Source organism: Staphylococcus sp. McC-251-APC-3A2 (assembly GCF_009695665.1).
Classification (GTDB): domain Bacteria; phylum Bacillota; class Bacilli; order Staphylococcales; family Staphylococcaceae; genus Staphylococcus; species Staphylococcus cohnii.
The window spans coordinates 161371-176821 of sequence record NZ_VUNO01000005.1 but is presented as its reverse complement, the minus strand read 5'-3'; the positions used below and the strand labels follow the sequence as shown (position 1 = coordinate 176821).

The 15451-nt window shown below is 31.1% G+C and carries 14 protein-coding genes, 1 pseudogene and 1 riboswitch; of the genes and pseudogenes, 2 read left to right on the top strand and 13 right to left on the bottom strand.

Features of this window, described 5'->3' with window-relative positions:
- Window positions 1–43 precede the first annotated feature (43 nt).
- The 10 genes and pseudogenes from FYJ81_RS11035 to FYJ81_RS10990 all read right to left on the bottom strand — a co-directional run bounded on the left by FYJ81_RS11035 (window position 44) and on the right by FYJ81_RS10990 (window position 9846).
- Entirely contained in the window at window positions 44–1030 is a 987-nt protein-coding gene (locus FYJ81_RS11035; RefSeq protein WP_019469156.1) for a choloylglycine hydrolase family protein, read from the bottom strand.
- A 127-nt stretch (window positions 1031–1157) separates the two neighbouring features.
- Window positions 1158–1691, bottom strand: a complete 534-nt coding sequence (nrdG, locus tag FYJ81_RS11030) for an anaerobic ribonucleoside-triphosphate reductase activating protein (protein ID WP_154409645.1) — start codon at window positions 1689–1691, stop codon at window positions 1158–1160.
- Window positions 1688–3538 (bottom strand): anaerobic ribonucleoside-triphosphate reductase, encoded by a 1851-nt coding sequence (nrdD, locus tag FYJ81_RS11025; protein ID WP_107386324.1) that lies wholly within the window; start codon window positions 3536–3538, stop codon window positions 1688–1690. The genes nrdG and nrdD overlap by 4 nt, the downstream gene beginning before the upstream one ends.
- A gap of 165 nt (window positions 3539–3703) precedes the next feature.
- Window positions 3704–4702, bottom strand: a complete 999-nt coding sequence (locus FYJ81_RS11020) for a ThiF family adenylyltransferase (RefSeq protein WP_181187285.1) — start codon at window positions 4700–4702, stop codon at window positions 3704–3706.
- Entirely contained in the window at window positions 4702–5469 is a 768-nt protein-coding gene (locus FYJ81_RS11015) for a thiazole synthase (protein WP_107386322.1), read from the bottom strand. Before FYJ81_RS11015 ends, FYJ81_RS11020 begins: the two co-directional genes overlap by 1 nt.
- A gap of 1 nt (window position 5470) precedes the next feature.
- Complete coding sequence (gene thiS, locus FYJ81_RS11010) at window positions 5471–5671, bottom strand: sulfur carrier protein ThiS (RefSeq protein ID WP_154409644.1); 201 nt, start codon at window positions 5669–5671, stop codon at window positions 5471–5473.
- A 45-nt stretch (window positions 5672–5716) separates the two neighbouring features.
- A complete protein-coding gene (locus FYJ81_RS11005; protein WP_107505251.1) occupies window positions 5717–6304 on the bottom strand; it encodes a thiamine phosphate synthase in 588 nt (195 codons plus the stop codon).
- Between the two features lie 74 nt (window positions 6305–6378).
- A riboswitch (TPP riboswitch) is annotated at window positions 6379–6492 on the bottom strand.
- Window positions 6493–6643: 151 nt separating this feature from the next.
- Window positions 6644–8131: pseudogene (gene xylB, locus FYJ81_RS11000) on the bottom strand (xylulokinase).
- A gap of 333 nt (window positions 8132–8464) precedes the next feature.
- The gene (locus FYJ81_RS10995; protein WP_107523623.1) at window positions 8465–9388 is read right to left on the bottom strand and encodes an AEC family transporter; all 924 of its coding nucleotides are present in this window, start codon (window positions 9386–9388) and stop codon (window positions 8465–8467) included.
- Between the two features lie 287 nt (window positions 9389–9675).
- Window positions 9676–9846: a hypothetical protein gene (locus FYJ81_RS10990; protein ID WP_154409643.1), complete on the bottom strand. Its 171-nt coding sequence runs from the start codon at window positions 9844–9846 to the stop codon at window positions 9676–9678.
- A gap of 643 nt (window positions 9847–10489) precedes the next feature.
- Here FYJ81_RS10990 and FYJ81_RS10985 point away from each other — a divergent pair.
- Complete coding sequence (locus FYJ81_RS10985) at window positions 10490–11311, top strand: AraC family transcriptional regulator (RefSeq protein WP_107383472.1); 822 nt, start codon at window positions 10490–10492, stop codon at window positions 11309–11311.
- 49 nt (window positions 11312–11360) lie between these two features.
- On the opposite strand, the gene FYJ81_RS10980 is transcribed toward FYJ81_RS10985, so the two are convergent.
- The 3 genes from FYJ81_RS10980 to FYJ81_RS10970 all read right to left on the bottom strand — a co-directional run bounded on the left by FYJ81_RS10980 (window position 11361) and on the right by FYJ81_RS10970 (window position 13957).
- A complete protein-coding gene (locus FYJ81_RS10980) occupies window positions 11361–11927 on the bottom strand; it encodes a DUF4064 domain-containing protein (protein WP_019469167.1) in 567 nt (188 codons plus the stop codon).
- Window positions 11928–12049: 122 nt separating this feature from the next.
- On the bottom strand, window positions 12050–12502 hold the full coding sequence (locus tag FYJ81_RS10975) for a MarR family winged helix-turn-helix transcriptional regulator (protein WP_107383473.1): 453 nt from the start codon (window positions 12500–12502) through the stop codon (window positions 12050–12052).
- Window positions 12503–12523: 21 nt separating this feature from the next.
- Window positions 12524–13957: a YhgE/Pip domain-containing protein gene (locus tag FYJ81_RS10970; protein WP_019469169.1), complete on the bottom strand. Its 1434-nt coding sequence runs from the start codon at window positions 13955–13957 to the stop codon at window positions 12524–12526.
- A 308-nt stretch (window positions 13958–14265) separates the two neighbouring features.
- On the opposite strand from FYJ81_RS10970, the gene FYJ81_RS10965 reads away from it, so the two are divergent.
- The gene (locus FYJ81_RS10965) at window positions 14266–15444 is read left to right on the top strand and encodes a hypothetical protein (protein ID WP_154409642.1); all 1179 of its coding nucleotides are present in this window, start codon (window positions 14266–14268) and stop codon (window positions 15442–15444) included.
- The last annotated feature ends 7 nt before the right edge of the window (window positions 15445–15451 follow it).

Here is a 15451-nt window from a genome sequence, read left to right as displayed (position 1 = left end):
TTATTATTTAAAGTTCATTCGATACATGTACTCGGTTTGAATTTTAATTCAAACGAGTTATTGCTAATCCTTCAGTTGGCTCAAAAATCGTCATTTCTTTTTTATTTAGTAAGTCTTCTGATAAATGTAATTCAGTAATTTTATTAGAATTATACCATTTAATATAAAATGTGCGTGTCGTTAAATTTAATACGGTTTGATACAACGTATAATGTAACTCATTTTCTTCATCTCTAACTGCACCTTTAGGTATACTCATGATTTCCAATAATTTAAATGCATTAAGTATGTCTTGTTCTGGACTATTTGTTGCTTCTTCTAAATAATTTTTCAAGTAAGCAATGCGAATAAATCTCTCTGCTGAAGTATATCCACCTGGTAAGCCATACGTGCCGCCTTCATTTCCCAACGATTTCAAATTAATATTAGCAAACTTTTTTTCTTTTGGCTTTTGGGGTGTAATGTTTATGTAATTCTTTAAATTTTCATAATGCCAATTTAAATCAGGGTTGTTAGTCAAAACGGCAACTGGATTGTCATTAACCACTATTTGACCTTTATTAAAAGTAAGCTCTACTGTTCTACCCGTATCATCAGAAATATGATAATGTAACGGTGGAACTTCAGAGAGGTCATTCAGAGTATGCGCCACAACATTGACAGATTGGGCATTTTTTATTAAATCAGCTATGTTTTTGTTATAACCTAGTATCCAATTTATCACTTCATTTTGAGCAATATTCATATAGCCTGCTTTAGTTTCATTTGCGTAAGAAGCGTAGCCTCTGAAATATTGTACTGAAACGCCAATGCCATGCTCATTAACACCGTCCCCAAATAAAAAACCTTCCATATCACTGCCTGAACCTACGAAACCATATAATGTTTCACCTTTATACTCTACACGTGATTCCCAGTAATAGTGACGTGGTTGAACTGCTGGGTTGCCTTTTAATTGATAAACAAAATCCATTGTTCGACCTAATATAGCTTGATGATTCTCAGACATAAATGAAAAACCTGTACACATTGCTTATACGCTCCTTTAATAGCACTTTACTAAATCTATTTTTGTCTTCATTATGATTGTAATTAACTTTATATCATAATAATAGCAATTCGCTTAAATTTCAGGAAATAGTTATGGAATCACAACATTAAATTATATATTCATGAATTCTACCGCTAGCTAGTGATTTTTGCACATCGATGACACGCTGATTTAATGAACCTTTATAAGGTAAATTGGGTTTGTATAAGTGATGAATGAAAGGACCGTCCACGAGTACATCTATATTTTTTAATAATTCATTTCTTTGATATTGATCATTCCTTAAGTATTCAAATAAAAATCCTGTCCATACCCATAAAGTTTTTTCATGACCAAAACGTTGTCTAAATGCATGAGCACATTTGAGTGTTATGTCTAAGTTGCAAAATGGCTCCCCACCTAAAATGCTTAAACCTTCTATATAATCCGGATCACAATTTTCTATTATTTCTTTCAAAATTTCATCATTAAATTTTTCACCATATTTAAAATTTTGTGCTACTTTATTATAGCAATTTAAACATGCAAATGGACATCCTGAAACATATAAACTACATCTCACACCTTCGCCATCTACGAAACTTTGTGACTCTATTTTGGCAATATAACCTTGTCCATTTATGATATTTAATATTGTCATATCGATTGATCTTTCATATGTTTTACTCTTGCACAAATTTCTTTATGTCTACCTTCGATTGTAGGACGTTGCACTGGATTTCCTAAATAACCACATGTGCGTTTTACTACATCTACGGTTTTAGGATCACTATTTCCACATTCCGGACACTGATATCCTGTTGGGGTTGTTTTAAAATCACCTTTAAAATCACATAAACGACAATGATCTATAGGGATATTTGTTCCTAGATAACTGATTTTGTCATATGAATAATCCCAAACCGCTTCTAATGCTTTAATATTATGATCTAATTTTGGATATTCACAATAATGTATGTAACCACCGCTAGCATAAAATGGATAATCTTTTTCAAAATCTATCTTTTCAAACGGTGTAATATCTTTTCGCACATCGTAGTGGAACGAATTTTGATAATATCCCTTGCTCGTAATATCTAATATATCTCCGAACTTTTCTTTATCTAATCTGCAAAAACGATCTGTTAAAGACTCACTTGGTGTACTATAGATACTAAACCAAATATCGTAGCGTTCTGTCCATTCCAATTGATAAACTTTCATAGCTTTTAATATTTGAAGCGTAAATGCTTTACCTCTTGCTGTTTTTTCCCATTCAGGGCCATAAAACACTGTAGCTGCCTCATACAAACCTATATAACCGATCGACAGCGTGGCACGTTTATTTTTAAATAGTGACATTACACTATCTTCATCACTTAAATAATGTTTAAAAGCACCATTTTTATATAAAATAGGGGCGTTATCAGGCGTAGCTTGTTCCATACGTTTAATGCGATAAACTAATGCATCGTGCATAATTTGCATTCTCTCATGAAATATTTCCCAGAACTTTTCCATATCACCATTTGATTCTATAGCTATCCTAGGTACATTAAGCGTAACTACCCCTAAATTACATCTTCCATTATTTTCTGCTTCACCTTGCTTATTTTTCCATTCTGGTAAAAAAGAACGACAACCCATTGGCGCTTTAAAATCACCTAAAATTTCTACTGTTTTATCATAATTTAATATATCTGGGTACATTCTTTTTGTAGAACACTCTAACGCTAATTTTTTAATATCATAATTAGGGTCATCTTGACTAAAATTCACCCCTTTTTTAATGGAAAAAACAAGTTTAGGAAAGATGGCTGTAATACGATCTTTTCCGAGTCCTTTTATTCGTGTTTTCAATATAGCTTGTTGAATTTTTCTACTATATTCATCTATACCTAGGCCAAAACCAAGAGTGACAAATGGCGTTTGTCCATTTGAAGTATAAAGTGTATTTATTTCATATTCTAGACTTTCAATTGCGTCATTAATGTCTTGTGTAATTTGATGATCAACATAAGCATCAATATGTGTATCTTCAACAAATTGTTGCGCTAATTTTCGATGTTTTGCTTCATTATATTTTACGTAGTCACTTAATAATTCATCTACTCTATCAATGGTACAACCCCCATACTGACTACTAGAAACGTTAGCGATAATTTGAACTAGCTGAGCTGAAGCTGTTTGAATTGATTTTGGAGATGTTACAGATGCATTGCCAATTCGAAAGCCATGTTTCAACATATTTTTAGCATCGATCAAACAACAGTTAGTGAGTGGTTGGAAAGGGTGATAATCTAAATCATGGAAATGTATATCACCACTTTTATGTGCCTCTGCTATATGTTTAGGCAATAAGTAATCTAAAGCATATGATTTAGATACAACACCTGCTGTTAAATCTCTCATCGTAGAAAAAGTGGCACTATCTTTATTCGCATTTTCGTTAATAACTGTAGGATCTTTTGTAATAAGTTTCGTCAAATCTTGTTCTAATTTATTCATTTTACCCCTTCTTTTCTATATATTGTATATAAACATAATTTATACCACAATATATAGTGTTTCAATGTTAAGAAGGGCTGTTAACAAATATGTCATAAACTTGTTACGATTTAAGAAACATTAATTTTTATTCTAAAATTTTTGCTTTTGAGAAATGTAAACGTCCTATTTTATGCTTTTAGCAAAATGCGTATATAATGCATGCGCTTGTGCTTCATCTTCTAATCCATAAACATTCATACGGCCATCTTTAAATAAAGTAATATCGGTGTCGTTATAAGAAAGTAATTTAGCAAAACTATTTGCTTTTTTAATTTTTGCAGGTAGATAATGCGCATATTCAAACATTTTTTCATCGAAACGAAGCAAAAATGTATCGCCACATTGAGACTCTACGTTTGTACGCTGAGGTTGATTAAGTAAATCATATTGCTGATGTACACAAATACTACAATTGCTATTTTTAAGTTGGTTGATATTCACTGTATGATACTGAATTGAAAAAGTATCTATCGTTATTAATTTTTGAGAGAATCCAGCTGATGTTAGCCAACGCAATAATTCTGAGACTTCCATACTAGCTACTTGGTATATGACTGTAGGCAACACACCATTAATAGAACAACTTTCTGCAGATTCAGGTATTTTATCGAGCACACATTTTAAACATGGTCCTTTATAATCAATGCCATAAATGGTGCCTTGACTTCCAATTGCAGCCCCATAAATCCAAGGTATCGAAAATTTGTGGCATGCTTCGTTAATCAAGTACCTAATTTTAAAATGATCCATTCCATCCATGACGATAGCAGGATTAGAGTTTCTTAAAATGTGTTCAATGTTGGTGCAAGTTATTTCTTGGTATAATGCGTTGATTTTAATATTAGAATTTATATCTAATAAATGCTTTTTTAATGCTTCTACTTTGGGTACCATCATTTGTGCATCATTTTCAGTATAAGTGGCTTGCCTATGTAAATTTGATATTTCTACAATATCCATATCAATTATTGTAAGTTCGCCAACTCCCATACGTGATAATATTTCTGCACAATGACTTCCTAATGCTCCGGCTCCTACGATCATCACGTGTGTTTGTTCTAGTTTACGCTGACCATTTCTTCCAAAATTTTTATAACGTATTTGACGAGAATACCTTTCCATCATAAAAATCCGATTCCTTCTGTTGGACTTGAAGCTTGAGCTGTATACTTAACTGGTATTCTTCCTGCCTGATAACTCATTCTTCCTGCTTGAATGCCCAACTTCATAGCTTCTGCCATCTTCCCTGGATCTTTCGCACTTGAAATTGCTGTGTTTAATAGAATGGCATCTGCACCTAATTCCATAGCATGGCATGCATCTTTTGGTGATCCTACACCTGCATCGACTATTACAGGTACATTGGCGCGTTCAATAATATAACGTAGATTTAAAGGATTATTTATTCCTCTTCCAGTACCAATAGGTGAAGCTAGTGGCATAATTGCATGCACACCTAATTCTTCTAGACGTTTGGCAAGTACAACATCATTTGAAATGTAAGGACACACTGTATAACCTTTTTCTAGCAAAACTTTGCATGCCTCATATGTTTCTAAAGGATCGGGTAGTAAGGTTTCCTGATCACCTATCACTTCTACTTTAATCATGTCACAAAGATGGGCGTGGTTAGCAATTTCTGCAATTCTTATCGCTTCCTCAGCTGATGTTGCACCAGCAGTATTAGGAAAAGTAACAAAGTTTGATAAGTCAACTTTTGCTAAAGGATTAGGTAATTTCTCATCATATAAGTTCATTCGACGCACTGCAAAAGTTAAAACCTCTGTTTCAGACGCGTTTATAGCTTCCTTTTGAATGGCTTCTGTTTCAAATTTACCAGTACCTAATAACAATCTTGAATTAAATTCAAATTTACCTATTTTAAACATCCTATCCGCCTCCTACAAATTCTAGTAATTCTAAACAATCTTTATCATTAACGATATAATCTTGAAATTGGTTTTGTTTAATTAATTTTTTATTATGTTCAACAATCACTCTCTTTTCTTCTAACCCGAGTGTTTGCAATATTTCTTGTATATTCAAAGGGTTTTCAAATGTGAAATTATCACCATTAATAACACAATGCATCACGATTCATTCCTTTCTCACTTATTGATAAGTAAATAATTAACCTTAGGTTACTTCATAATTTAACCATGCTCTGTGTAAGGCTTGTACTGTTTTTATCGAGTGATTAAATATTGATATACCTGCGATACCTTGAAATCCTTTAGGTAAATGAGACACCGTTTTTAAATTAATACCACCTAATGCGACTACAGGAATATCACTTTTCAATGCATCATTAACCTCAGTTAATGATTTAGGTGCTAATCCTTTTTTAGACTTTGTTTCAAATACGTGCCCATAAAGTACAAAATCCAAATTTAAATCCTCTGCACATTGGATCGCCTGGCGATTGTGTGTAGACATACTTATTTTTATGTTTGAACAATGTTGTTTTAAAGCACGAATTTGCTCATCATTTTCTCTAAAATGTATACGTGACAAGTCGCAAGATTGGAGTACATGATAATCACTGTGAATAATAATTTTATCTTTCGGAAAATGCCGTTGCTTTAGTTGGTTTATCCATTCTATTGTCTCAGAAGTACACATCGGTGATCTGACGATTAGGTAATCTATATAAGGTTCAATTTCGCAATAATTAATGCTATCTTGCTTAGTTAATTTATGATAACTGGTAATCGCAATAATCACTATAATCACTCCTAAAATAAAAAAACGTTATTTTTCCAAATAGGAAAAATAACGTTAATGTGAACGGACAAATATGGTTTATAACGCCACTTTTCCTACGCCAGTACAAACTGGATCAGGTTCAAGGAATTCTAGCGTATCACGCTAGTCTCAGCCTTTTTATCATAAAGGCACTTCCAGTGGTTAAACTTAGCTCTATTTAATTAATGTGAATTTTACAATTAATTCATGTTTAATTTAACGTAAAAACTGTATTTTTTCAACCTTATATATTTTCAGCTTATTATTTTCTAGGAAATATCATGACCAATCATGCATGATTGTTGCTATAAAATAATTTTAGTGAGAGATTTTTAATAATTCCTTTGTTATTTCTTTAGTCTCATCGTAAATTTTTTGGTATATTGCAAAATATTTCATATATTGCATATGACGTTCTACACTGGGTTCAAATACTTTATCATATTGAATAAATTGTTGAACCATCTCAGCGACATCATTAAACCACCCTACACCTTTTGCTGCTATCATCGCTGCACCCATACTTGGTCCTTCTTCATGCTTTAATTTATATACTTTAGCGTTAAAGATATCTGCTTATAACTGAAGCCAAAAATCACTTTTAGCCCCACCACCGATAGAAATCATTTCTTTAATTTTTTTATCATTTTTACGTAAATAATAGATAGATTCATATAATGCAAAAGTGATGCCTTCAATCACAGCACGAGCCATATCTTTATTATTATGCATATGACTTAAGCCAATAAAACTTCCTCTAATTTGACTATCACCGTGGGGTGTACGTTCTCCTGATAAATATGGTGCATATATTAAACCATTACTCCCTAGAGAAGATTGTTTAGCTTCATCCAAAATTTGGCTATAAGTTAAGCTTGGCGTAATGTTTTTTTGAAACCATTTTAAACTATCACCTGCAGCTAATATGACACCCATTGCATAAGAATTTTGAGGGAGCACATGATTAAAGTGATGTATATTGTGACCATAAGTCGCTGTATTCTCAGAATCACACGCTAATATGACACCCGAAGTACCAATACTACATAGTGTGTCGCCCTCACTAATAACGCCTGCTCCTAATGCGCCACAGGCATTGTCTCCGCCCCCAGCATATACTGCGACATCTTTATCTAAACCTAATTCCTCTGCAATTGAAGTATTAAGGTACCCTACAAAATCTTGGGATTCAATTAAATTTGGACAAAGTTGGTATACACCATAATAGTCACAAATATTTTTATTCCAGCACTTATTTGCTATATCCATTAACAATGTGCTTGATCCATCAGAATATTCCATATTTATCGTATCTGTGAATTTAAATCTCACATAATCTTTAGGCAGTAAAAAGACATTTGCTTTGGACCAAATCAACGGTTCATTTTCTTTAACCCATAACAACTTCGTTAATGTAAAACCTTCTAAAACAGGATTATCCATTACATATTCACCAAATTGCTGTTTTATTTGTTCACACTGAAAAGTGGATCTTGTATCATTCCATAAAATGGCATTTCTAAGTGGTTGAAATTGATGGTCAAGTAACACTAAACTATGCATTTGACCAGAAAATGATATACCTTTAACCTTCATACCTGCTAACTTTTCCGAATTCAATAAGTACTTTATACAATCTTTAGAGGCTTCGTACCAATCTTCTGGATTTTGTTCACTAAAACCTGTTTGTTGATTAATAACATGAATTGGTTCACTAGTAACATCTAAAACGTCACCTTTTTTATTAATAGCAATGGCTTTAACAGAACTTGTACCGATATCTATGCCTAATACAATCTCTTTCACATATACCATCCTTTTATTTATAGTTATTTTTAAACTATTTATTTTCAATGTCATTCACGTTATATTTATAGCACAATATATTTGAAAATAAAAATTGTTTTTATAAAGAAAATATTTTCAATTCAATTTTTATACATCAAACAAGTAACAACAGTGAATGATATAACATTTTATGTTAAGAAATGTAATGATACTGTTTTCAATGTTTTAAAATACATTAGCTATTTTTAAGTTCATTCAAATTTATTAAAACTAAAACAAAAAAGCACTGAGATATTTTTTCTCAGTGCATAAAAGTATAAGTAATGATAATGCATGTAACTTTTTAAGTATCTAAAATAGTAATTTAGAAGCGTAAATAACAACCACCACAGTAATTGAACTTAATAAAGTAGATAAAAAGACAAGCTCTGCTGCAAGTTCTGGGTGATTGTCATACTCCTGAGCAATCACAGAACTATTTACTGACGTCGGCATTGCTGAAGCGATAAACAATGTTTGCGCAATCACGCCTTCAATACCCATGATTTTTATAATTATTAATGCGATGACTGGTCCAATCACTAAGCGTACAAATATAAAAATATATGATAATGACCACTTAAAAGTAAAGTTTATATTGGCAATTTGTGCGCCTAACATAATTAAAGCAATTGCAATCATCGCATCCGCTACATAGTTAGCTGGCGTCCAAATAAATTCCGGTATAGGGATATCAGCATAATTTAAAATAATTGCAAACAGCAAAGCGTATAATACTGGCATTTTAAAATACCCTAACATCGCTTTCAATTTTCCAATTTGTGCAGACTGTATTGCGAAAATACCATATGAAAAAGTGAAAATATTTTGTAATGATAAAACGATGACTTGTACTGACATCGCTAGTGGATCACCCTTGAACACTAGGTCATTGACTGGCACACCATAGTTTCCAGAATTAAAAAATAATACACTATTGGTTAGCGTTGTAGCCTCGCCCTTATCCCTCTTGTTTATTATAGTTAAAACTTTCCCCACTATATATAAAAAAATGATGTATATTATGAAAAACAATACAATATACAATAATAAACGCAGTTCAAAATTTGTTTTATAAAATTTTACAAAAATAAATCCTGGAACAAACACATAGATGTTTAATTTAGCTAAAGTCTTTAAATCTAGAGTGAACTTTTTCTGTAAGATAAATCCCAATGCTATCATTATAAAAATAGGTAATAACACACTCTGTAATATATAAACCATTTCACTCATCCTAGAACACTCCCTCGTAAGAAACTTTAACACTAGACATATTCATTTGTATTTAAGCTAAATTTAGATATCTGATTTTTAAAACTATGTTGTTTGTATACTTTAAAAATATAAAAATTAGGAGTGAAATAAAAATTGATAAATTAGAAATCAATTTCATATTTCAACTCCTATATCGTATCAATAAAAATTCTAAACTTTACTAAGATTACACTATTTTAATTTGTACATCATTTAATGGATTTGCTTTATTATTTAAAAGGGATTTATAACAATAAGATAATATATCATTCGTCTTTTCGGTTGACTTCATCGCTATTAGTAGTATTATTAATCTGCTTTTGTTCATCGCTATTATTTTCTTGCTTTCTTTTGTTTCGTTTTTTTTCTTCCAAAATTGACATAACTATAAAACCAACAACTAATAACGGTGTAAGTATACCAATCATCATCATCATTTAGCTCACCTCATTCGTTCATTTCAATTTAATGTCTAAATTAACCTTTACTATCAATTTACATGTTTTTGTTACCTTCCTCAATAGAACAACCTATTTTATTATATTTTAATAATTATCTCTATTCATTTTTCACTTGATATTACACCAATTCGTGTTCGACATTCTACTTTTTGCTCGCTTATCTGTCAGAAATGTTACTTTAGTTGCTCACATTGCATCTTTTATAAAAGCTAATAGTCTTAGATATATTGCTAAATCATAACGATAGTTACCAAAATAATTGTCATAATGAAAAGCTGAACATATTTTCAATTATTTAACACTTCAATATTATTCACGAATTGTTCGGATTTATTACTATTTTAGTGTACCATCATAGAATATATTATAAACAGATGCAAAAATTATCCATTTTTTTAGTTTTAGAATTTTATTTTATTATAATTACGCAACATTAATTGACTTATTAAATTTAAAAAGAGTACTATTTAAATAAATGAAATTAAATTTAAGTATATCTACATTTCCTGAACGAATTTATTGTGTACGCTCTCAAAACCTTAATACTTAATCTGATTCTCATTTTACTATAAATCATTGCCAATTTTACTAGCTAACATTTAAGGAAAGGAGGGGTTTAATGAATTATAACCAAATCATTTATGATGAAGGCGATAAATTAGAACATTTAAATACACCTAACTTTTCCAATATATATTTAGTCATTTCAGGTATGATTCATTTCCAAAAAGTAAAATCAAATTTTATATTTCATCGAGGAGATGTATTTGTAGTATATGATTTTGAAGAAAACCTCATTATTCATCGAGAAGGTATGCTTGCTTGTATTTCAGTAAATAATTTAAGTTATCATCGGTTCACCTTAATAAATCAGGAAAACCTTCTAGAAAAATATAAATTAAGTAAATTGATTACTGAAACCTATATTACAACTTTAAAAAATATTTTAGAAAACAATTCATTTAATGGAGATATCGGAGTTATTAAATTAATCAATTACCTCAATTCATCTCAAGCAAATATATATGGACAGTTGACTTACTCAAATAAATTAATTAAAAATGTTGTAGAATATATTAACCAACATTACAAACAACCATTAACGCTGAATTTAATTGCCAAAAATTTTTACGTAAACAGTAGCTATTTGTCTAGAGAATTTTCAAAAAAAATGAATATTTCATTAATCAAATATATTAAAAAAGTTAAAATCTATAGTTTATCTAGAGAGTTATTAACAAATGGCAATAGTGAATCAATTTGGGTAGACTATGGGTTCCGTTCATACAATACTTATTTGAGAGATTTCAAAAATGTGATGCAAATGACACCTAAAGATTTTATAAAACAACATTATTCTAAAAGTACAAATACAAAGATAGAACCACATCAATTATATAACCAGCTCCAATTAATTTTGGATACGATTAAATCTGAATAAAATACAAAAAATCCAAGTTTACCTATCAAAGGCAAACTTGGATTACGAATTAATATTTATATTTATTATCCTCATCATCATCGGAATAATTTTCTTTGATTTTTTGTTGTTCGTTCTCTTTTTGATCTTCGGATAATACAAATGAGTTATTATGTTCATTTACTTGTGATCCATCTTTGATATAGGGATTTGCATCATCTTCTTCATCTCTACTATAAATTGCTTTTTGTGGCTTTCTCACAAGTAACATAATACCTGCTACTAACCACAATATTGCGGTAATCCAATTACCAATTAATGAAATAACACCAACAATGATTAATAGAATACCAGCAGCTTTTGCTTTTTTACCAATTAACACTGCACCGATGATTGCTACTATAAGTAGCACAATAGACAATATAAGACCTGCAGTTACCAATCCACTTAACATATTAATAACCGCTTCTCCATTTTCATATGTGATCGAACTATCGTCTTCCATCATTGCTTGTATCATTGCATTTTTATTGTCACCATTTCCAACTAATGGTAAGAATATCGCAAGTACAATTACACCTAGTAGTTGTATACCAATACCAATCCAGGCAAGTATACGTTCAGCTGTTCTTTTCATTATGTTTCACCCCTAATCAAAAATTTATGTTTTTTAGTTAATATCTGTTTAGAATTATATCATTTAGTATACGCATCCTGTTGCTACAAGTCCATGTATAACACATTTAATTTCCTAGGTAATTATTTACTTTTTCTAAAAGCTTCATCTATTCGTTCCAATTGATTTACAAAATCTTCTATTTCTTCAAGTGAAAATTGGTCACCTAAGCGATTTTTTACTGATTCTGTCATTGCAGAAGTCGCTTGCTTTAAAAATGTTTCACCTTCTAAGCTTAATTGAACTAATTTTATTCTTTTATTATTTGAGTATGCTCTTTGCACATAGCCCATTTCTTCAAGTTTACCTATTCTTTTTGAAGCAGCTGTTTTAAATATATTTTGCAGCCCAGCCAACTCATTAATCGTAACTTGACCTTTTGTTTGAATAATTCTCATCGCTTCAATTTGTTCTCTTGAAAGTAAGTTTGTGAGAGACGATTCGTTCACCATTTCAATAATTTCTTTGTTTAAATACAACATCACTATTTGAAATTTGGTTATCGCTTTTTCAATCGATGCATCTACATCATTCATAATCTTATCCCCCTTTATAAATTACTTAAATTCGATAGAAAGTGGTAACTTATCGCGCTTATTGAACCATAGTAGAACTAAATATTGTAAAATCATCATTACGACTATGATACCGATAAGTAACGCTACAACAAATCCAAAGTCAAAGTGACCTGCATTAGTAAATATCGCTTCTCTGTATCCTTGAATAGCGTAAGACATTGGTGAAAATGGATGTATCCATCTATAGAACGTTGCAGAAAGTTCTATTGGGAACATACCTTCACTTGCACTTAATTGTAAGATTAAAAGAATCATTGATATAAATAGTCCTATTCTGTCTAAGAATAATGTTAGGAACGATGTAATTGTAATTGCTGCAATAGCCCATAATAAACCTACTAATATAAATTTCCATACATTACCAACTGACATGTTAAACACAAATAATACCCAACTACTCATAAATAACGCAGACAACGCACCTTGAACAATATATAATGCAAATTTTCCTAAAGCTTGTCTCACTGAAGTTGTAGATTTATCAATAGTTTTTCTCAATGGATAAATAGCACTAAACGATAGCGCACCAACAAATAAACTAACACTTGCCATATAAGGAACAATCGTTGCACCGTATTCATCAGCATTCGTTGGATTATTTTCTTTTACTTTTGTAACATCATTGAGTGCTTTTTCATTTTCGGATTCAAATGAAACATTATTTTGTTGACTAACTGCATCATCAATTTTTGATTTTAATTCGTCATTATTTGCTTGAAGTTCTTTCAGCCCATCTGTTACCTGTTGATTTCCCGATAATAATTTTTGAGCTGGTTGACCTACCATTGGTGCCATTTGTTGAATACCATCTGTTACTTGTTGATTACCATCAATGAGTTCTGTTTCTGCATCAGACATTTGTCCTAATGCTTCTGATGTATCTTGATAACCTGATTGTGATTTTTTAGCACTAGCGAATAATTCACTCAAATAGTTAGATCTTATATTATCTTTTATAGATTCAGTCACTGTATTAATAGCTGAATTTGCAGATTGACTTCCTGTATAACTAGAACCAGGATTTACCTTAGTTTCTAGATTTATTTTTTTAGGGTTTTCATCTAAAATTGTCGTTGCATTTGATGAGGCATTTTTGGGAACAATAATAGTTCCTACACTTTCACCTCTATTCAATTGTTTATTCGCTTCTTTTTCAGAAACGACTTGAAAATCAAACTTATCATTATCTTTTAATTTATCTACTAAATCATCGCCAATAGTAATATCTTTATTATTAAGCGTTGCTTTTTCATCGTGGTTTACAACAGATATTTTTAGATTTTCTGTCTTATCGTATGGATCCCACATTGAACCAACGAACAAAGCTACGTATAGCAACGAAATAAGTGATATTGCAATTAAAGATACCACTAACATTTTATTTTTAAATATAAATTTAAATTCATTCAACATTTTTCCAACTACCTTCCTTTAATTGTACATCCCATGTACTATAAGTTAAAAAAAGACTAAAACAAAAATATTTGCCTTAGCTTAACACGCATGACCAGCTATTTATAAGGGTGAAATCACTTCAGTACACCCCGTGTACTTTTTATATATTACGCTTCTTAAATTTAAATATCAAACCTATTTTCCAAAAAATTTCATGGTGATTTTGAACAAAAATATATTCTGAAAATTCTGTATTTACTGTTAATTTTATCCTTTATTAATGCTATGATACTTACTATCACTTTAAATTAGGGAGGGAAATTATCATGTGGAGTGAACCTATTATTTCAGCAACTGCTTTATTTGCTTTAATTGCTTTGGGGGAAGTTATTTCAACATTGACAAAAGCACGAGTACCAATGCTTTTGACTGCAATGGTCAGTTTTTTATTACTTAAATGGTCAGGTATATTTCCTGAAAATATTCTTGATTCAGCTATTTTACCTTCACTAGGTGCACTAGCTATAGCACCTGCCATTATGCATATGGGAACGATGATGCCTTTATCAACGCTAAAAACACAGTGGAAGGCAGTGATTATTTCACTTTTCGGCATTATAGGTTCAACGACTATGATTTTAATCATCGTATCTTTAGTTTATGATTTTCGTATCGCCGCTTCTGGTGTTGGTCCTATCTCAGGTGGTATTGTTGCATTACTAATTACAATTGATAAGTTAAAGGAATTAGATTTAAGTTATTTAATTGTTTTACCAGCACTTGTGCAAGGTCTACAAGGTGTTATCGGGTTACCATTAAGTTCAGTAATCATGAAACGTTACGGTAAACACTTTTTGCAACAAGAATCTAAAAATTTACAAACTGATACCCGTGAAGAAGCATCAACGACTCGAACATCAACAACACATACTTTACATGATAAATATCCTATTTTACAAAATAATACTTTAAGACTATTTATTATGTTTGTATTAGCTAGTTTAGCTTTTTTAATTGGAGAAGTGACCCCAATTCATTTTACACTTATCAGTTTATTCTTTGGGATTGTCGGGCTAAAACTAGGATTATTTGAACAAGCAGAATTAGAAAAAAACAAGTCGTTCACTTTAATTCTTGTTATTATCATGCTGATTGTCATCGGTTCTATGGGAGATATCACACCACAAGATTTATGGCATCACCTACCAGCTATCTTACTTATTTTATTAATAGGTACGATAGGTATTTTAATCGGAGGAGCAGTTGCTGCAAAATTGATTGGTTGGCGTTATACAAAGGCACTTCCAGTTGCGTTAACTGCATTGTATGGTTTCCCTGGAGATTACATGCTATGTGAAGAAGTGAGTCGTAGTTTAACCAAAAACAAAAAAGAACATGATGCACTTTTCAAAGAATTACTTAGTCCTATGTTGATAGGTGGATTTACTTCCGTTACGGTAGCTTCCGTGATTTTAACAGGTATTATTATGAATTTTATTAATTAGGAGGAAT